Annotated in this window: 13 protein-coding genes and 4 pseudogenes; 8 read left to right on the top strand and 9 right to left on the bottom strand. The window is 61.1% G+C overall.

Annotation, left to right across the window (positions count from 1 at the left end; genetic code table 11):
- Positions 1 to 530: 530 nt before the first annotated feature.
- The 6 genes from GA830_RS19110 to GA830_RS20195 all read right to left on the bottom strand — a co-directional run bounded on the left by GA830_RS19110 (position 531) and on the right by GA830_RS20195 (position 5,839).
- Complete coding sequence (locus GA830_RS19110; protein WP_195165158.1) at positions 531 to 1,013, bottom strand: hypothetical protein; 483 nt, start codon at positions 1,011 to 1,013, stop codon at positions 531 to 533.
- Entirely contained in the window at positions 982 to 2,811 is a 1,830-nt protein-coding gene (locus GA830_RS19105; RefSeq protein ID WP_258045732.1) for an integrase, read from the bottom strand. Before GA830_RS19105 ends, GA830_RS19110 begins: the two co-directional genes overlap by 32 nt.
- A gap of 278 nt (positions 2,812 to 3,089) precedes the next feature.
- Complete coding sequence (locus GA830_RS19100; RefSeq protein WP_195165199.1) at positions 3,090 to 3,494, bottom strand: hypothetical protein; 405 nt, start codon at positions 3,492 to 3,494, stop codon at positions 3,090 to 3,092.
- A 49-nt stretch (positions 3,495 to 3,543) separates the two neighbouring features.
- Complete coding sequence (locus tag GA830_RS19095) at positions 3,544 to 4,107, bottom strand: hypothetical protein (protein WP_195165198.1); 564 nt, start codon at positions 4,105 to 4,107, stop codon at positions 3,544 to 3,546.
- A 320-nt stretch (positions 4,108 to 4,427) separates the two neighbouring features.
- Positions 4,428 to 4,904 carry a hypothetical protein gene (locus GA830_RS20200; RefSeq protein WP_258045737.1) on the bottom strand — a complete coding sequence of 159 codons (477 nt, stop codon included), beginning with the start codon at positions 4,902 to 4,904 and terminating at the stop codon, positions 4,428 to 4,430.
- A 269-nt stretch (positions 4,905 to 5,173) separates the two neighbouring features.
- Positions 5,174 to 5,839, bottom strand: a complete 666-nt coding sequence (locus GA830_RS20195; protein ID WP_258045736.1) for a hypothetical protein — start codon at positions 5,837 to 5,839, stop codon at positions 5,174 to 5,176.
- 685 nt (positions 5,840 to 6,524) lie between these two features.
- Here GA830_RS20195 and GA830_RS20190 point away from each other — a divergent pair.
- Positions 6,525 to 8,739: pseudogene (locus GA830_RS20190) on the top strand (Tn3 family transposase); the annotation flags it as partial.
- Between the two features lie 37 nt (positions 8,740 to 8,776).
- On the opposite strand, the pseudogene GA830_RS19070 reads toward GA830_RS20190, so the two are convergent.
- Positions 8,777 to 9,664, bottom strand: a pseudogene (locus GA830_RS19070) (IS110 family transposase); the annotation flags it as partial.
- 133 nt (positions 9,665 to 9,797) lie between these two features.
- Between GA830_RS19070 and GA830_RS19065 the strand changes: the two are divergent.
- Positions 9,798 to 10,145, top strand: a pseudogene (locus tag GA830_RS19065) (integrase core domain-containing protein); the annotation flags it as partial.
- Between the two features lie 462 nt (positions 10,146 to 10,607).
- On the opposite strand, the gene GA830_RS19060 reads toward GA830_RS19065, so the two are convergent.
- Positions 10,608 to 12,371 (bottom strand): putative bifunctional diguanylate cyclase/phosphodiesterase, encoded by a 1,764-nt coding sequence (locus GA830_RS19060; protein ID WP_195165152.1) that lies wholly within the window; start codon positions 12,369 to 12,371, stop codon positions 10,608 to 10,610.
- A 350-nt stretch (positions 12,372 to 12,721) separates the two neighbouring features.
- Between GA830_RS19060 and GA830_RS19055 the strand changes: the two genes are divergently transcribed.
- Together GA830_RS19055 and GA830_RS19050 are read left to right on the top strand one after the other, a co-directional pair.
- Positions 12,722 to 13,408: a ferritin-like domain-containing protein gene (locus GA830_RS19055; protein ID WP_258045714.1), complete on the top strand. Its 687-nt coding sequence runs from the start codon at positions 12,722 to 12,724 to the stop codon at positions 13,406 to 13,408.
- Positions 13,409 to 13,419: 11 nt separating this feature from the next.
- Positions 13,420 to 14,082, top strand: coding sequence for a ferritin-like domain-containing protein (locus GA830_RS19050; protein WP_195165094.1), 663 nt, complete (start codon positions 13,420 to 13,422; stop codon positions 14,080 to 14,082).
- Between the two features lie 596 nt (positions 14,083 to 14,678).
- On the opposite strand, the pseudogene tnpC reads toward GA830_RS19050, so the two are convergent.
- Positions 14,679 to 15,460: pseudogene (gene tnpC / locus GA830_RS19045) on the bottom strand (IS66 family transposase); the annotation flags it as partial.
- 32 nt (positions 15,461 to 15,492) lie between these two features.
- Here tnpC and GA830_RS19040 point away from each other — a divergent pair.
- The 4 genes from GA830_RS19040 to GA830_RS19025 all read left to right on the top strand — a co-directional run bounded on the left by GA830_RS19040 (position 15,493) and on the right by GA830_RS19025 (position 19,430).
- Positions 15,493 to 15,852 (top strand): hypothetical protein, encoded by a 360-nt coding sequence (locus GA830_RS19040; RefSeq protein ID WP_195165194.1) that lies wholly within the window; start codon positions 15,493 to 15,495, stop codon positions 15,850 to 15,852.
- Between the two features lie 765 nt (positions 15,853 to 16,617).
- Positions 16,618 to 17,316, top strand: a complete 699-nt coding sequence (locus GA830_RS19035; RefSeq protein ID WP_195165193.1) for an IS6 family transposase — start codon at positions 16,618 to 16,620, stop codon at positions 17,314 to 17,316.
- A 289-nt stretch (positions 17,317 to 17,605) separates the two neighbouring features.
- Positions 17,606 to 18,019: a hypothetical protein gene (locus GA830_RS19030; protein ID WP_258045731.1), complete on the top strand. Its 414-nt coding sequence runs from the start codon at positions 17,606 to 17,608 to the stop codon at positions 18,017 to 18,019.
- A 382-nt stretch (positions 18,020 to 18,401) separates the two neighbouring features.
- Positions 18,402 to 19,430: a chemotaxis protein CheB gene (locus GA830_RS19025; protein WP_258045713.1), complete on the top strand. Its 1,029-nt coding sequence runs from the start codon at positions 18,402 to 18,404 to the stop codon at positions 19,428 to 19,430.

The raw sequence follows: 19,430 nt of genomic DNA, 5'->3' as shown, positions 1-19,430 counted from the left end.
TCCGGCGAAAGAGCCGTCTTCGTTGCGGTTGAAAGTGCCGATCTGAGCCATTTTGTCTTCTCCATCTGCTGTATCAGGTCGCGACCATCGCGGCCTTGATGGCGATCGGAGAACACCGGCGACCGGCCCGCACCCGAAGGGCCGCAATGCAATGGAGGGCGGCGCGGGGCCGAGCTTCTTGCATCGCGAGGAAGCCGCGCGCAGGCGACAGCCGAGCACGGCGGGGAAGAAGGTCGGCGCTGCGCTGTTGCGGGATCGAGGTCGGGCTGCGCAGCAGACGAACCCGGTGTGAGATACGCCAGAAAGAAAGGCCGCAGTGGACGCACCTCAGTCAGCGGTCGAGGGAGAAGCCTGAGGCTCATGACGCCGAAAACGGGGAGATGACGGCATGACAGGGTCGGTCAAAACCAGCGTCGTTCCGGGGCCGTGCTCTGCAACGAGAAGGAAGACAGTCCCCGCCGCAATGTCCCACGACACCAGCCTGTCGGCGCGTGGCGGAAAGCGCATGGAATGACCGGAGTATCATAGGGTCAGCTGTGTACCGAACCCTCCTTCGTCGATTGCAGTATCGTTGGGCGTTGCAGGCTGCCGAGCTCCTTCGTCAACTGTGCGCTGCGGCGTTCCGCCCTGTAGGCGCGCCGCTCCGCTTCGATCGCGCGCCGCAGAAGCCCGGCATTCTCGGTCGCAAGTTGGCGGTTCTGCTGCTGCATGTCGTCAATCAGATCACGCTGCTTGGTGATCCTGTCTTCGGCGGTGAGGCCGCTGGCGGGGGCACGCTGATGCTCGCGGGCCCGGGCGAGATCATCGAGAATATCGCGGTGGTTGGCGTAGATGGCGTTGCGGCCGACGCCGGCTTCGCGCGCCAGGGCGGCGACGGTGAGGCGAGCAGTCGCGGAGGCGGAGGCGGAGTGTGATCCGCTGTCCCTGGTCAGGCGGTCGAGCGCGGCTCGCAACCTCTCCGCCGTGGCCCGCAGGCGTGTGTCATGCGGGTTTGCGACGGGTTGCTTGGCCAAGCGATTGCTCCGTTGTGGAAAGATCGGACAGGATGCGCTCGCATTCGGCGATGCGCGTGATGGCGAGAGCACTGCTGGCATCATCGAGACGCTGATCGGCGATGAGCGCGAGATTGCGGTCGAGGCGCGCCTGCCAGACGGGCCGATGGCGCTCGGTGACGGCGAAGTTGGCGCAGTTCATGCAGACGCTCTCAGTTCGCCACACGGGATTTGGGCCGCGCTCGTCGCCCATGCAGGCGGCGGATTCGGCACGGTAGACGCAGTAGCCCCAATCGCAGACGCCGAGCCGCATGCCGCTGTCCTTGATGAGGAAATCGACATAGGCGGCAAGTTCGCCGTCGCGGGTGCGGCCCCGGAAGCGCGATCGCGATGACAGCAAACGTCCGGCCTTGCCGCCGAGGCGCGAGGTGGTGAGCAGTTCCTCGAGAGCGGATCGTGTCTCTTCGAGGGTTTGGGCATCCACGAGCTCGCCGAGATCGAAATCCGTCCCGACATAGGCGCTGTCGGTCATGATGCGCGTCACATGCCCGAAATGGTGCTGCAGGGCGTGCAGGCCGGTGCGGTCGCGCTTGCCGACGAAGCGGGCAAAGGTCTTGCGGCCCTGATGGGTGGTCAGATGCCAGGCGCTGCCGTCGGCATGATCGGGAAGCGCGACGAACGGTGCGAAATAGCTGTTGAGGCGCGACACGAGCGTGCTGCTGGTCACGACGTCGAGGGGGCGCGTGTCGAGGATGCCGTGACCCTGCATGGCCAGCCAGAGTTCGGTGCGGCCGATCTGCTGGCGCAAGGGAGCGGAAAGACGCTCCAGCACATCGATAGCCCGAAGTACGGCCTGCGGGGCGGCCCACAGATGCGGCTGGCCCGCATCGTCGGCGGCGGTCTTGAAAATGCGTCCACGAAGATAGGAAAGAACTTCCGTTCCGTCGGCCGAGCGATTCTGCTCGATGCAACCGGTTTCCAGGGCGAGGATCTCGGAAACCCTTGCGCCGACGAGATAGGAAATGACGACAAAGCAGGCCTCGTAGATCCGGTCGACAAGAAAGCGAACCTGCTTGGTGCCGATGACCGGCGGATGCCACGGAGCATCCTCGCCATCGATATGTGAAAACTCGAAAGCGGCGACCAGCTTCAATACGGGCTGTCGGGTCGATGAGGTGGAAAACCCTGCGGCCCGACGCTCCAGATAGAGGCTCGAGGCCTGGTCGCGAAGCGCGATCACGTCGTCGGCCGGCTGGCCGATCAAACGGATGGCGCTCGACAAAAGGGGAACCGCGATGGCGTCTGGTGTGAAGGGCAATCGTTGGTTCGAAAACCTGTTGAATCCGGAAAACGCGCTGGCGCGCTCGCCGTCGTAGGGATGTTCCGGCGGCGGATCGCCGAGCTTACCGCGTTGCAGCCAGAGCGCAGCAATGAGGTTCGCGTAGGCATGGCGTGTGCTTGCGGTGACACGATTGCCCTTGACGGTGACCCGGGCGGCAATGAAGCCGAGGAAACGCCGGGCGTTCTCCTGATCGAGGCCGCCGAAACCGCGCATGCCCTCACCGGCCATCCAGCAGATCAGGATGCGCAGCTTCTGCCCGGCCGATACGAGGGTCTGGACGCGAAGCCGGCGGCGGCCTCGTGGTGGATCGGCGCGAAGCGACCATAGGAAGGTGCGTGCATCTTCCAGCCACCGATGCCAGCTCGGCGCGGTGAAGCGGCTGCCGTCAGGCAACGGGAAATCCCAGTCGAAGCGCAGTTGGGAGAGGCGCTGGCCGGGGCGAAGCCCCTCGAACTGCCATTGCGGGTCTGACCACAATGACCGATCTGAAACCCTTTGCGGGTGATGAGGTCTCCGACTGGACGCCGGCGTGGCCGACACTACTCCAGCTCCGGCAGGGGCGGCATGGCGGCGGCGAGACTACGGCGCGGACTCATATAGTTCCACCGGGAAATCCGGCAGGATGTCCTGAGTGAGAATGCGCCATGACGGCGCATAGAGAAGGTTCCAGCGGCGGGTTCGAGCCGGTCGCGGGCCTGCTCGAAGCGGGGTGATTGCTGCAAGCACACGTGCCAGATGGTCCGCGTCGATTGGGATTACGAGGCCGGGACAGGACAGGCAGCCGCCGAAAACCGCGGGCAAAGGCGGGTGTTGCCGTCGCCGCCCGACACGATCGGGGCAAGGCAGTCATGGCCGAACGGAGCGGTTCCGTTCACCGTCGCGGACGGCCGGCACGGGTCGCTTCTGTCGGAGCCGCGAACCCATGCGATCATCATCTCTTGCAGGCGGGCGATCGTCTGGCGCTGGAAGCGGGTCGTCTCCTCGCTCCTGAGATAGGTCTCGGTCGTCGCGACACTGGCGTGGTTCAGAAGCGATTGGGCGACGAGAACGTCTCCACCAGAGGCACGATAGTGCTCCGTGGCGACAGTTCCCCGGAACAGTGCCGGCGCGAAGTTGGCGATCGCCTCGCGGCGGCTTGTCGGGATGGAGTGCGATTCCACGCCTCGATCCGGCGGTTTGCGCGCTCGATGAATCTGAGGATTGCCCGTCTCAGGAGAGAATGTTCGATAACTCCTGTGCGGCTTCCAAGTATACGGGCGAGCGTGCTCCTTGTGGACGCTGCGCGTCAGGAAAAAGCCGATCCTGTTCACCCGGCGGTGCCGTGGCGACGATCGGCGCCGTCAGGGGCCAGCATCTTGTCGAATCAGGTTCGGCGCGGCATAACGCCGGCGCCGGTCGAAGGAACGGCGCTGCGCCTTCTGGAGACGGCCTCCGGTGCGGGCTTTGGTCCAGTCGACGATGACGCGATATTCGGTCGAGCGGATGCGGGACGAGGCAGTCTCGGTGGATATGGCGCAGCGCGTCGGGATTGGCGGCTGTCTGGATGGCGATCGCCAGGAAGAACGGCACCAGCGTGTCGGTGGTGATGTGGAAATACTGGGTCACGGTACGCGTTCCGCCCCAGAACTTGACCAGCGTGCTGGGCTTGATGCCGTGCTCATCGAGTGTGGCATTGTCCGGCATCAGGCCGCCTTCGATCTTCGCAATGCGCCATATCCATCGGTCGAGGCCCTGACCGCGCAGCGTCTTCGGCGGCAGTTCGGGCGCGGCCAATGACCTCCTGACCGTGCTGGAAGCGTGCCCATGCCTCATCGATCTGCTCGTAGCAGGCGCGAAGGATCGCCTTGATCTGATCGGCGGGAGCCTGCGTCGTGGTTGCTGGCTGGTGCGGCGGCTCGGAAATGCGTTCCAGGGAATATCGAGATCGGCGCGAGTGCGTGCGGCCGATTGCGCTGACACCACATCAGCAAGGGCCGCAGAACATCGAAAGCGACGGCATGTGCACCTCGTGGTGCACGTGATTGCGCCTTCCTTCTTGAGCCAGAGCACATACCGGCCGATCGCCGCGGTATCGATGTCGCCGGCTTCGCTGATCATGCCGTCGTAGGCGACGAAGCGGGCGAAACGGGCGGACGGCTACCCAGGTCGTGCGGCGCGTTGCCGGCGTCTGAGCGGCACAATGCTCGCGGAAAGGCATCGGCCAGAAACGCGCGCAGATCGAGAGGCACACCGAGGAGTTGATCAAAGTCGAAGCGTTGTATGGGGTTGCCCCACGCGTCCACAAACATGATCGTGTTCGCCGGCAACCGGGAAATGGCGGTCTCCGACTGCGCGCCGGAAACCGCGAACCGGCGATCTATCGGGCTTCTCTTACGGATGGCCATGGGGCACCAGCTCGCCGTAGAGATAGGAGAGACTCTCGGCCAGCGTATCGGCGTGGAGTTCAACGCAGCGCAGTAGACGGCTGTCGTCTGGATCGACGCATGGCCGAGCAGGACCTGCACGATCTTCAGCGGATTGAGGTCGGGCGTTGTCGCCGCCTGCTTTTGCAGGCGCACCAACATCGACATCGCGAATGTGTGCCTCAACCAATGGCCGGATCCTGTTCAGCCTGCCGCTTGAAAGGCCGTGCCGGAAAAGCGGCTGAAAACCTCGCTCTCGAAACGGGATCGCCGTTGCTGTTGAGGAAAAGCGTCGATGGCGCCCGGTAGCCGGGGTGGGTTCTGCGCCGGCGCTTTACCAGCGCCGCGCGCTGCTCTCCCCCACATTACCAGTGAGTGCGGTCAATCAGCCGCAGCGGCGGATAGACGGTGCGCGGGCCGGTCGCCCTTTGTGACGCTCAGCGGCACCCCGACGAGTGGGTTGCTGGTCGATATCCAGTGTGAGCGACGTCCGGCACCTGATGAAGCTGCAAGCCGCATAGTTCCTTGCGGCGCATGCCGGTGGCCAAGGCCCACTCGGCGATCAGGTCATAGGGCGACGCAAGATGCCGGAACAGGGATTGAAGTTGATCGACACGGAGCGGTCGCGGCAGCCGTTCAGCTTCCGCAACGGTCAGGATGTTGGCCATCACGCCGCAGGACGCTGATCCAGATGCGCCAGCATGCCCTGCTGGCGTGTCGACCGGAGCGACACCTCGATGTAGTCGAATGGCAGGTCTTCGATCAGGACCGCGCCGGTGCGCCCATGAGTAAAAGCGGCAAATCGTCCGGACACGATCGTTCACGGTGGAGCGGGCATAGGGCCGTCCTGTATGAGGGCTCGGCGTTGCCAGCATCCGGTTGCGGTAGGCGGCGATCGTTCCCTCATCTGCGAAGCGCCAGTCATGCAGGTGCTCGCTGTACGTCCTCAGCGTCTCCATCGCATGAGAGCGGCCGGGAATGGTGGCGAGTTCAAGCAGATAGCTGAGGTCGGCTCGGACAATCGACATCTGCGCGTCGAGCAGGATGGGAAATCCAGCAGGAATCCCGTGAACCCCGGGCACTGCCCGTATAATCGACACCATCGCGCTCTCCGGGAGCAAGGCACCCGGAGGCGCAAAAAAGAATAACGAAACTGATCAAGTGCTTACACTGTCGACGAAACCGACCAAATGGACAGCTCTCGAACAAATAATAAGCGGAGCGCCTCCGGCGCACTCTTCTCATTAAATGCGAGGGGTTCCCCTCGCGCTCTCCCGTTCGCCACGTGGCAGGGGTGCAGGACTTGTCCTACACCCCATGGAAAAGCATACCGTGTCGCCGCCGCCTCAAGCGTTGTCCTCGCTACGCTGCGGGAACGCTTGACCCGGACGTCTATGTGCCCAACCCTCAAGCCATAGCGCTAAAGGACAACTTCTCAGCACATTGACCTAAGCCGTTGCCAGTCGAGGTAAAGGTGCCGATGGTAGCCATTGTTCGTCTCCGTGAGTTTCTCGGCCGCGACCATCGCGACTCGATGGCGATAGGCAGACTGGAGGCGATCGGCCCGCACCCTCCCGGGGTCCCCGTTGCGCTTGCGCAATGGGTGGGCTCGTAGGGGCCGGAACGACAGTGGAGGGCAGCCAGGGCGAGACTTTCTTGTTCCGCGCGGAATGATGGCGAAGCCAGCAGGGGAAGAAAGTCACAACCGGCTGTTGCGGGTTTGAGAACGAGGCGCAAGCGCAGCGAAGACGGCCTTCGGTCAGACCAGCCACATCGAGGACGCAGTTACTGGGTCTCGATCCGGCGGTGGCCGAAGGCGTGCATCCGGAGCGGTTTGCGTCAGCTCGCGCGCGAGGGCGCCAGGCTGACCGCGCAGCATCTTGCCGCGCTCATCGGTTTCGCGCCGCCGCGCCGTCCTGGTGGCGGACCGTACTCGATACTGCGGTCCGCCTAACCGACGACGCGGTTGGGCTGTTCGATCGGCTGATGGGGCGTGTGTTCCTCCGCGCCGAACGGCGCGAAGAGGCGGCGCTCATCCGCGACCGCCGCGCGATCAACGACAAGATACGCCTGCTGGCGCGGGCTCGGCGGACGCTCTCATTGCGGCAAAGGATAGCGGCTCCGATCGATCGCCGCCGTCGGCCGCGTCATCGCGTGGGAGGACCTGGCAGCCTCGATCGCCGAAGCGAAGCGGCTCGTCCGGACCGATTGGCCCAGACCGCGCCGCGATTGTCGCGCGCGGACACGCCGTTTGTCCGCGGCGGTCGGTCCACGCCTTTTCGATAGCCTGACATTCCGGTCCTTGCCGGCGTCGGCGAGGGTGCTCGCCGGAATCGAGACGTTGCGCCGCTACTATGCGAGCGGGAGGACGGTCCTGGCCAAAGGATGCGGCGCTGGGGTTCGTGCCGAGAACCTGGCGCGCCACCGTTATGTCGAAAGACGGCATTGATTCGACGGGCGTACGAGGTTTGCCTGTTTGACGAGTTTGCGTAGTCGCCTTCGCGCCGGCGACGTCTGGGTCGAGGGCTCGCGCCAATACCGCGCGATCGAAGATCAGCTTTTTGCCAAAAGCCCTGTTCGCGGCCCATGCGGGAAGCGGGACCTCTCCCGGTCGCGGTATCGGGCACGGCGCGTGGACTATCTCGAAAAGCGCAGCGCCCTTCTCGCGCGGCGCATGGACGAGGTCGCGAACAAGGCCACTCGGAGGCAAGCTCGAGGAGGTGCTGTATCGAACGCTTCCGGCGGTGCGCATCACGGACCTGATGGCCGACGTCGATCGCTGGACGGGTTCTCGGAAGCCTTCACCCATCTCCACACCGGTTTGCCTGCCGACGAGCGACGGATCGTCATGACAGCGGTTGCTCGCCGATGCCACCAACCTGGGGCTGACACGCATGGCCGATGCCTGTTCGGTCGCGTCCTACCGCCAACTCGGCCTGGACGACAGGATGGCACCTTCGCGAAGAGACCTACCGGCGTGCGCTCGCGCGTATCGTGGATGGGCAGCAGGCGCAGCCCCTGGCGAGGCTGTTCGGCGCGGGTTTTTCGTCGAGCTCGGACGGACAGCATTTCCATGTCGGCGGTCCCGGTGAAGCGGTCGGCGCGGTCAACCGCCACCACGGCCGCGAACCGACGGTCGGCTTCTACACCCACATTACCGACCGATATGCGCCCTTCCACACCGCCGTTCTCCACCGGGAGCGCCGGCGAGGCCGGCGCACGTCATTGGACGGTTTGCTCTATCACGAAGCGATCTCGACCTGGCTGTTCATCATACCGATGGTGGCGGCGTTTCCGATCATGTGTTCGGCCTCGCGCACATATTGGGCTTCCGGTTCGCGCCGCGTATTCCCAACATCGGCGACCGGAAACTGCACGTGATGGACAAACCCGAACGTTGGTCGGCGCTAGCAGCCTGATTGGCGGCCGCATCGACGAAGAGCTGATCGAAGCGCACTGGGATGACGTGCTGCGGCTTGCCGCCTCGGTCCGGACCGGAACGGTGTCAGCATCGCTCATGCTCAAGCGGCTCGGTGCTTACCCGCGTCAGAACGGTCTGGCGCTCGCGCTACGGGAAATCGGGCGGATCGAGCGCACGCTCTTCACGCTCGACTGGCTCGAAGACCCGCAGTTGCGGCGGGAATCGACCGTCGAACTCAACAAGGGAGAGAGCCGAAACGCGCTCGCACGCGCGGTCTGCTTCCACCGCCTTGGACGTATTCGAGACCGGAGCAGAGAGGGGCAGCAGCACCGGGCATCTGGCCTTGCCCTCCTCACCGCAGCAATCGTGCTGTGGAACACCGTCTATCTCGATCGCGCGCTCACCGCGATGACCAAGGCTGGCAGAAAGATCGACGAAGCATTGCTACCGCACATCGCTCCGCTCGGCTGGCAACACATCAATCTCACCGGCGACTATCTCTGGTCCGAGACCCCGCCTCTCGACGATGACGGATACCGACAGCTCCGGCGCTTCAACGTGCTCGAATCCATGGCCGCGTGATCGCCCACCCCGCTTTACCGTGCTATCCTGCCCGTTCTATGTCGCGGCCCCTGATCGGCCCGATGCCGGGTATCTGGCGCAGGAGTTGGTAATCCTGGCTGTGCCGCAGCAGTTCGTCGGCCTGGGCTTCGATCTCGTTACGTTGTCGGATCAGGCTGCGGGCCTCCGCGACAACCATCCGGAACATACGAATGGCAGGGGCATCAAGCGGCAACGGCAGTCCGATTGATGTGCGTGCCGTCTCATAAATATCCATTAGAATCTGTGTCTTGCTGACCTTACGGCCGACGATACCCCAGGCTGCTTTTACGAACTCGTCCTTCGTCAGCGCCGTGATGCTCGCCGGTGTCGGGAAGGCATCGAGGAAGGCGAAGAACCAGTCGCTGCGGACTGTTGCCCCGAAACCGATCAATCTCGGGAAAGTACAGCGGCAGGTAATGCGTCAGGATGCGGTGCTGGATCTCGGTCTTGGCTTTTGCGATCGCCTCATGCGTCTTCGACAGTTCCTGTACGTCGTTGATGCCGGCGCGCAGCGGATCATGATAGCGCTGGGTCGCCTGGATCTTCAGCATTGTGCAGCATCACCTGCGCATCTTGGGATCGTTCTTGTCCCAACTGTTGTGCAAGGCCTCGCGGGTTCGGGCAAGCGCCAGCGACGAAATCAACCGTACTTCGAAGCCCGCTTCAGCCAGGCGCCACGCGATAGGTCTGTGATAATTACCCGTTGCTTCGAAGCCGCAGACCCACAGGTCGGCCGTACGCCAGCAGCACCTCGATCAGCCGATCATGCTCGGCACGATTGTTTAAGAACCTGCAACCGGCGGCGTTTATGGCCCGGGTCTTCGATCAGAACTTCATTGCGAACCTTGGCGATGTCGATGGCTACCAACACCGCATCGGCGAGTATAATATTTGCGCTGGTCATGGTCGGTCTCTCCGAATGGGTTGTGAACACTCACATTCTAGAGAAACTCTGACTGGCCATGGCCGCCTCGAACGGTGCGCGCCTGCAGCGAAAAGCTGCGCGCACCGCTATCGTGGCTGCCTCAGTTCGCTCCCTCCGTAGGTGCTACGGCCCCGAGTTCATCGCAAAGGCGTTGCGCGAATGGATCACCACCGTCGGCGCCAGGACCGCCTACATCATGCCCGGGAGCCCCTGGGAGAACGGCTATTGCGAGAGCTTCAACTCGAAGCTTCGCGACGAGCTGCTCGACGGCGAGATCTTCTACTCGCTTCAGAGGCCCAGATCGTCATCGAAGGATGGCGCCAGCACTACAACACGGCGCGACCGCATTCATCTCTGGGCTACAAACCCCCAGCACCAGAAGCGGTCCCTGTGGCCGGCTGCGCAACCCGGACCAACTTCGCCGGCCACGCCCGCCGTAGCGCCAAGACCCGTCATGCACTAACATTCAAACCGGACCACCCGATGGGGGCCGGCCAAGGCGAGCGACGGATAAAGCGGACGACCAATCGATCCAATTTACCGCCACAGAAAGTGCGCGTATGTTGCTTTAGGTGCGGTGGCAACCAACTGTTGACCAATTGCGCTGGGGAGTAATCATGACGGAGCGTTCAGCTGTTATCCAGACACAAAGCGGCAGCGCCGACGTCGGTTGGTCAACGCTTGACGGAGTTGTGGTCAATATTACCCAGACAGGTCCCCCGCCTCTTATTTCCGCGCAGATGCATTTTTCTGTGGATCAAGCGTGCCAGCTAACTTCAGTGCTACTGGCAGCGTGCCGAACCGCTGGATCGGAATTGAAAAAGCTTGAACCCGATTCCTCGGATGAACTTCTGGCCTTGGCAGAACGGCTCCGTTCCGATCAGAAAAATTTGACCCCTACTGACCTGCGCGTAGCCGCCGGCTATCTCGAACTGTTCCTTAAATTTGGCGCGGGCAATGCACTTGGGGCTCGCGAGGGATAAGTCCACTTCTTTATGATGTCTGGGATCGCGGAGGCAGGCTGAGGCCTGCCAAACAGATATCCTTGGCCGTGGTCGCATCCGAGGGCCGCGACAATACCCTCGATTTCCCTATCTTCGATTCCTTCGGCAACCACGCTCAGCCCAAGTTCGTGAGCGAGATGGGTAATCGAGCGCACCACACTGCGAGCACGACGGCTGGTATTCAGTTGTTTGACAAACGACATATCAATCTTGATCTCGTCCAGCGGAAATTGAGAAAGGTGCGACAATGACGCATAACCGGTACCAAAATCATCCAGTGATATTTTGAACCCGGCATCTCGCAAGCGAGTTAGAATGGTTTCAAACTCATTGTTGCTGTCCCCGAGAACAACGTCTTCTGTTATTTCGAGTTTCAGTTGTTCAGCGTTGACCGAGTTCGCCAAAATTTCACGGCACAGAAAATCCACAAAATTGGGATTTCGAAGTTGGCCTGTGGTCAGGTTGACGCTTATACGGATTTCCGGCCAGTCCGAAAGATGCTGGATGACTTGAAGAAGCACAACCTGTGAGAGCGCCTCCCCCATGCCCCAGTCTTTCAGGAGCGGAAGGAAGTGCGCCGGGGTGATCAGACCGAGGTCCGGGTGCTGCCATCGGATCAGGGCTTCGAGCCCCAACAAGGACTTGTCTTTCAGGCTCACGATTGGCTGAAAGTAGGTCTCGAACTCGTTGCGAACGATGCCCGAGCGACCTTGGTTGAACAACTTCTTGCGCTGCTGCGCTGCGTCACGCAGATTGTCCGTGTAGAATACGTATCGGTTTCGGCCGCCATTTTTTGCCCGGTATAGAGCCAGGTCAGCGGCCTTGAGCAGTGATGCGGGCGCAACTGCGTCGGTGGGATAGAAGGCGATTCCAACCGACGCGGCGGAATGCACCTGTTCGCCGTCAATCGGGTAAGGCTGGTCAAGAAGGCCAAGAAGTTCCTCCGCAAGCGGAACGACGCTCCAAGGCTGTTCGACCGCAAGGAGCAAGGCGAATTCGTCGCCTCCCATTCGAGCAGCGATGGTCGAGGGATTCCGCGAGGTCAAACTCGATAAGCGTTCCGCCACCTGCTTGATCACGAGATCGCCAATATCGTGACCAGAGGTGTCGTTGATTTCCTTGAAGTTGTCCAAGTCCAGTAGCAACAGCGCTACCGTGCATCCCGTCTTGTGTTCCGCGAATGCCTTGCTGATATGATCAATCATGGATCGGCGGTTTCTCAGGCCGGTAAGCTCGTCAGTCTCGGCGAACCCCTTCAGCTGCATTTCGAGCAGCTTTTTTTCTGTTATTTCCTGATGTGAGACGACGGCTCCCAGAGATTGTTTGCCCTGACTATTATCGGAGCCGAATCGAAGCGGCGTTGCCCGGGTCAAGAACCAGCGTTGTTCGGTATGCGAATGACAAGGATACTCGGCCTCGAACCGGTGACGCTTTCCATCCAGCACCTGCCGAATTGCTGTTGCAATTCGATGAGCCGCTTCAGAATCGTCGCCACCCGCCTTCCTGCAAATCTCCAGGTAGTTTACGCCGATGTACGAACCGATGCCGCCGTTGCGGGACGAGAATTGTTTCCAAGCGGCGTTTTCGGCACGAACGATTCCGTCATGATCGATGACACAAATGCTCGCCGTCAGCGCGTCAACTACGGACAGCGCCACTTGGTCCTCGGATAGCCAGTTCATCCTTTTGCCACCTCCCCATATGGGTTGAGCGGCATCGAAGCGCACTGAAGCTTAAGATAGCTTGAAGATCGACTTCTTCTCGCCAGTTCGGCCGTTGCTTTGGCACCAGCAAACGCACATGCCGCTCACGTTTGAAGAAAATCATAAAACCACCGGAACCATTCCTCCGCGACAACGCTCTAGTAATATCTGAATTTATACGCTTCCGATCCAGCATAATTGTGACCAGAATTCAAACGACTCACAAATAATTGAGTAAATTGAATAACTTACGAAACTTTGCGCGGAGGCTTTCGTTGCTACTCCCATGCGGAAATGATTTCGCATCAAATCCCAAAATGGAGAGTTCTATGCAACACAATCAGACAGAGTCTCGTGCTGGACCTTTGTCCGCACAGAAATCCAGGAGGACCGTCCTCCAATGGACCGGCGGAGTCGTCGCCACGCTTGCCATATTCGGCGGCAGCCTTCCGAACTTCGGCATCACGCCGGCGTTGGCGGCTGATCTAGGCGAAGGCGATATCGGCATATTGAACTATGCCTACGCCTTGGAGCAGCTTGAAGCAGCTTTCTACACCAAGGTGATCGAAAGCCCCTACGGGGAGATGAGCGGTGACGAGAAGGCAATCCTCACTGACATCCGCGATCATGAAGTCGCGCATCGTGATTTCCTGAAAGGCGCGCTCGCCGACAAGGCAATCCCTGATCTCGAAGTGGACTTTTCCAAGGTCGATTTTGCCAGCCGTGAAAGCGTCCTGACTACAGCCAAGACGTTCGAAGACCTCGGCGTTGCCGCCTATAATGGCGCGGGGAAATTGCTCGAGAAGGGCGACTACCTTGTCGCCGCAGGTCGTATAGTATCGGTCGAAGCGCGACATGCGGCTACGATCCGCGATCTGCTACAACCTGGCAGCGTTGCATTCGCGGGCCCTGACGTGGTCGACAAGAACGGCCTCGACGGAGCGTTGGAGCCTGCGAAGGTTCTCGCCGCCGCTGATCCGTTCATCAAAACCGAAGTCACGGCAAAGAGCCTCTAGGAGGAATGATCATGAACACCAACACCAACACGATCCTTGGCGCGCTCGACCCCGATTTGGCGAGCCGTCTGGTTACAAGCCGTCGCGGCCTCTTCTCCCATGCGGCGTTGTCGCTTGGCGCACTTGCCTCGGCTCCGCTGGTCCTTGCCGCAGCATCGAAGCAGGCTTTTGCGGCAGGGTTGCCGCAACAGATCGTCGATACGTTGAACTTCGCACTGACGCTCGAACATATCGAGGATGCATTCTACCGTTCCGCTCTGGAGAAGGATTTCATCCCCGCCGAACACAAGGCAGTGTTCCAGCAGATCGGCCTGCATGAAGCGGCACACGTGGCCTTCCTGTCCGGCGCTCTCGGAGCGGCGGCTGTCAAGCGTCCAGAAGCCGACTTCACGGCGGGCGGAAAGTATGCCGATGTGTTCTCGAATTTCGAAACTTTCTTGACCCTATCGCAGACCTTCGAAGACCTCGGTGTGGCCGCCTACAAGGGTCAGGCCGGAAATCTGATGGAGAATGACGACATCCTTACGGCCGCGCTCCAGATCCATTCGGTCGAAGCACGTCATGCCGCTCAGGTCCGCCGGATAGGGGGCAAGAAGGCTTGGGATGGTGCATTCGATGAGCCGATGACCAAGGAAGCTGTGCTTGCTGCGGCAATGCCGTTTTTGAAGGCTTAACAAGCGCGCCTACGCCTACATGCCTCGCCGCCAACTGCGGCGGGGCATTCATGTTCTCACGTCTTCCAGCCTCATGACGTTTTGCCAATGTCGTCTCTTCGGCGGAAATCACACTTATGGCGAACCACAGTTACGCTGTGAACGAATGTTCGCTATCGGGAGCTAACACTGCTACGTTGGATTAGAGCCATTGCATCCACATTGATGCTTTGGACAACGGCTTCTGCCGAGTGAAGGCTTGCACCGCAAGTTTTCGGCCCCAGAGGCCCCTTCATGTCCCCTGTGTATCGGTTGCCCATAACGCCGCCCCTCGCCGTCTCGGGGTGGGCGACCTAATCCGCAGGAACTGTGTCCTTGTGATTCGTGCCACCACTAGTTGAGGAAGTCCGTTGCGCGCGCAGACGAAGCCTGAATCGTCGCCGTTATGGATGTAGAAGTGCCCGACGAGGCGGCCGGCGGTACCGATGGTGGCCCATCCGCGACCGCAGGCGGGGTCATTGTTGTCTTGTCCTTCCCAGGAAAACTCCGTGCAGGCCGATCGTATACCTCCGGCGAGGGCCGCGGGCTGACGGCGTTGGACGACCACGGCCGTCTGATCAGGCGGCTGCGCGGTTCTGGGCCGTGCCGACACGCCAGTGCCAGGGCAGTAGCTCGGACAATCGACTCTCGGCGTCCCCGCGATGTGGGCGAGCGCGTCGGCGAGCCAGGCCTGTGGATCGACGTCGTTCAGTTTCGCGGTGGCGATGAGCGTCGCGATGGCGGCTGCACGATCGGCGCTGCGGTCGGAGCCGGCGAAGAGCCAGGCTTTCCTGCCGAGGGCAAAGCCACGCAGGCTGCGCTCTGCGGCATTGTTTGTCAGGCAGATGTGACCGTCGTCGAGGAAGCCGGCGAAGCGGCTCCAGCGCTTAAGCATGTAGTCGATCGGCTTGGCGACCGACGACGAACGCGACAGCGTGGTGCGCTTCTCCTGCAGCCACGCGTGCAGGTCATCGGTGAGTGGCCTGGACTGTTCCTGTCGGACGCACCGACGGTCCTCGGCGCTCAAGCCGTTTATCGCGCGCTCGATGGCGAACAGCGCGTCGATACGCGTCACCGCTTCCAGCGCAATCGGCGAGACGGGCGCGGCGGATGGCCCGCGCCGTGCCAAGGCGGAGATGTCAGCGAGTTCGAAGAAGCCGCGGCGGGCATGCGCCCAACAGAGCGCCGAGGTGACCGCTCCCGCCTTGCGCGCCGGCTCGTAGAGGCCGTTGTAGCCGCCATAGGCGTCGGCCTGCAGGATGCCCCGCCAGCCCTTGAGGTGATCCTCGGGATGTTCGTGCCTGCGATCACGCGAGGCGTAGTAGAGCGCCGCCGGCGGATCGGCGCCGCGGATCGAGCGTATCGCTGCATGAGCTCACTCTCGCAAATCTCATGCTCTCGATCACGGGCGCGGTTGCGAATTCGAATGGCCAGAAGGTCTTCAAGACCTTGAAGAACGAGGAACTCCATTGTTCCGAAGCCGAGATGAAGGCTCATCTTGCCAACCTCTACGAGCAGCAGAAGGGGAAATGCGCTATCACTGGCATTGCGATGCATCTGCATGGCCAGGACGATTGCGATAGCGATATGCTCGTTTCTCCGGATCGGATTGACAGCTATGGCCACTATTCGATCGGCAATGTTCAGTTCGTCTGCCGTTTCGTGAATTTCTGGAAGATGGCTCAGGATAATAACCGCTTTGCCGAACTTCTGGATCGCGTGGTGGCCAACCGGGTCGCAGATACGGTGTAGCCAGATCTTGCATTTTCGTCGCTCCGTCATGCCGGCGGCATCAATCTGGTGATATTTCCAACTAATCTTGTCGCGATAGCATCGCGGTTCATGACCCCGATCATCGGCTGCCACACGACAAGTCGTCCTGATCGTGAATTGCCGCCCGTCGCTAAGGGCTCAACGCGGCAGCGACCCGCTCAAGACACTCGGTCCTCAACAACGTCGGCCAGTGGTTCTTCCCCTCCGCCGTAGCCCTCCCCGCTCACCGATCCGACCGGAATATCCCCATCTCTTGAGCGCTCCGTCCGCGTCCACCACCGTCGTAGAGGGACGAATAACTCAACAGCAGCATGATGGATGGGGGCGCTGGAGGAGAGGTCTGTTTGGTATAGAGAGTGGCCGTCCGATTATGTTCGCCTTGGACCGACTTTGAAACAAAACTCCCTCTCAAATGCGTGACACCCAAAACCCCGCGCGGCCGATTCCGCGCTAGACCTGCTCACTCTCGCCGAACAATCGGCGGAATTTTAGGCCCTTGTCAGGCTAAGCACGTGGGCTAGCCGCCGCGCTTTCACGGGGCCATAGACGCAGATTTTGGGACATGGTCGCCCGAATTGTACCTCCGATCTGGATTCGCGAAGGCGCTCTCTTCTTTCGAACGATCGATAGCGCCGAGGAAGGCTAGGCCTATCTTCGATGCCTTCCTCACAGACCGGTTGTGTTGCAAACGTTGCGGTAATTCGGGTCTGGTATGACGAGGTCTCGCCTTGAGGAGACCGTTTGATGTTTAAAGGCCGCCATTTCGACCGATCAATGATCCTGCTGTGCGTTCGCTGGTATCTGGCTTACGGCTTGAGCTTGCGGGATTTGAAGGAGATGATGGCTGAGCGCGGCATCAGTATTGATCACTCGACGATCCATCGCTGGGTGGTCCACTTTTCGCCCGTTCTGCTCAAGCGGTTCAATCGCCGAAAGCGATCCGTCGGCAGCAAATGGCATATGGACGAAACGTACATCAAGGTTCGCGGCCAGTGGATGTATTTCTATCGCGCCATCGACAGCGTTGGCGACACCGTCGAATTCTGGTTCAGCGAACATCGTGATCTGCCGGCGGCGAAACGCTTTCTGCGCAACGCTTTGCATCGTCACGGCCGACCGGACCGCATTGTCATCGACGGCAGTCAGACCAACCGGGAGGCGATCATCTCCTGCGATGCCGAAAGCCGTTTGCTGGATCGGTCGCAACGAGCATTGAAAGCGATCCGCATTCGCAAAAGCCAATACCTCAACAATCGGATCGAGCAGGATCATCGACGTATCAAGCGGCGGGTGCGGCCGATGCTGGGCTTCAAGTCCTTCGCGACGGCAGCCGTCACGCTGGCCGGCATCGAGATGGTTCATATGATGCGCAAGCGGCAGGGCCGCTTCGCCTTCAACCCAGCGCCTGCCCTCAATGAACAATTCGAGGCAATCGCCACCTGAAATCCGTCCAGCGGAAAGCTGCCTCTTGCCTTCCAAAAAATTTGCAACACAACCGCCTAATAGCCTACCCATCGCCATTGATCAATTCGCCGTGACGCTCCTTCGGACTACGGAACCTTCGCGGCGGCGGCGACTTGCGAATAATGCTGCCGATTGCGGCCTGGAGGAGTTCACCATGGCTTTAGATAACCGCGTTCATACGGCGGCGACGCCACGGGACATGAAGTGAGGCCTTCGCCAAGGAGCGCTCTGGGGCATAGTCGCCGGCATCCTAACTGCGGCATTCGAAATGATGGCGAGCGCTTTCCTCATGGGGATTGGCGCATTCTTCATGCCCTTGCGGATGATCGGCGCCATCGTAATCGGCCCGGCTGCCCTCGATCCCGGCTATTCGCTCCTGACAGCCGGGTCGGTAGGCGTGATTGTCCACATGGTGCTTTCCATCGTGTATGGAATGATCTTCGGAGCGATCGCCGCCAGCACGCTACGGGGCCAGATGGCCCATGTAGGACTGGGCAGCCTGTTCGGGCTCGTTTTATGGCTCGTCAATTTCTACGTCATCGCTCCGATGGCATTTCCCTGGTTTCTTGAGGCAAACCCGATCGCGCAGTTCATTGCGCATACGTTCTTCTTCGGAACGGTTCTCGGCTACTCGTTGTGGAAGGCGCGCGAGAACACGGCCGCCGAAGGCGCGCGAGGATAGCCGGATAGCCGGATCGGCGGGCTATGTAAGCCCTGATCTTGCTCGCGCCCTGTTGCCCGTGTCGAAAACGAAACGGTGACGGGTTGAGCCGGTCCGATGGCGTCGGCGGGGCTCGCAGCTTCTGACTGGATCATAAGGGAAGTCCCGGCTCTGTCCCCGAAACGGCCGACAGCCGCGGTCGAGGAGGCTGGTGCCCGGGTGTTTGCCAAGGTGGACCACGCAGCCGGCGCAACTTAGCTCATGTGGCGATGAATCTCGCTGCGCATGCGTTGCTGAGGTCATCCGTAACGGCGACAAAGGCAGCCGGACGCTGTCCTCTCGAACTTTTCTGGGTCGAATGCGTTGATCTGTGATTCCGATCCGGCCAGCCCCGAAGGCTCTCATGGCATCTTCCTCAATCATCGTCATCGGCGCATCCGCAGGCGGAGTAGGTGCGTTGCGCTTTCTCGCCGCTGCGCTGCCGAATACGTTTCCCGCCCCTGTTTTGGTGGTGCTGCATATCGGCGCCCATCGAAGCGAATTGCCGGAACTTTTGAATTCCGCCGGCCCGCTTCCCGCAAAACATGCCGAAGATGGCGAAACGATCCATCCTGGCCGCATCTATGTGGCTCCGCCGGATCGCCATATGATCGTCGCCGACGGGCGGCTGCGCCTGTTGCGTGGTCCCAAGGAAAACTGCGCGCGGCCGGCCATCGACCCGCTGTTCCGCAGCGCGGCGGAGCACTATGGCACCGACGCGCTGGGCGTGATCCTGACTGGCAATCTGAACGACGGCACGCTCGGCCTGCTTGAAATCAAGCGGCGCGGCGGCATCGCGATTGCCCAGGCTCCCGACGACGCCGCTTATCCGGACATGCCGAGAAGCGCGGCCGCGCACGTCGCGCTCGATTACTGCCCGCCGCTCGCGGAAATGCCCAAATTGCTGATAGAACTGGTCAACGGAAAGGACGGAAAGGATCCAGCCATGCCGATATCCTCTTCTCAACCGGATTCCGGGCAAAGTCCCGAGTTGACCGACGCCAGAACATTCGAGCGGCCTTTGACGGTCACCTGCCCCGAATGTGGCGGCGCGCTGAAAAAATTCGAGGTCGGTTCAATCATCAAATTCGGCTGTCACATCGGGCATAGTTATACCGCCGAGATCATGGCGGGGGCGCAGTTCGAGGAAATGGAAAAAGTCATGCGCGCCGCGGTGCGGTTCCTCAACGAGCGGGCCGAATTCTGCCTTCAGATGGCCGATCACACCCGGTCCGCGGAACACGCCCTCTCCGCCGACTGGCACGCGGCGAGCAGGCAGGCGCTGGATCGTGCCTACAAGCTCCGAGACCTCGTAGAGCAGAACTGGCTGACGCCGGAGAGCGTAAGACGCGTCGCGTCGGCATCCAATGGTTCGGCCCCACTCGCGGAATAG

Source organism: Mesorhizobium sp. NBSH29, assembly GCF_015500055.1.
In the GTDB taxonomy this organism is placed as follows: domain Bacteria; phylum Pseudomonadota; class Alphaproteobacteria; order Rhizobiales; family Rhizobiaceae; genus Neomesorhizobium.
The sequence above is the reverse complement of the archived record's forward strand: the minus strand, read 5'-3'. Positions and strand labels throughout refer to the sequence as shown.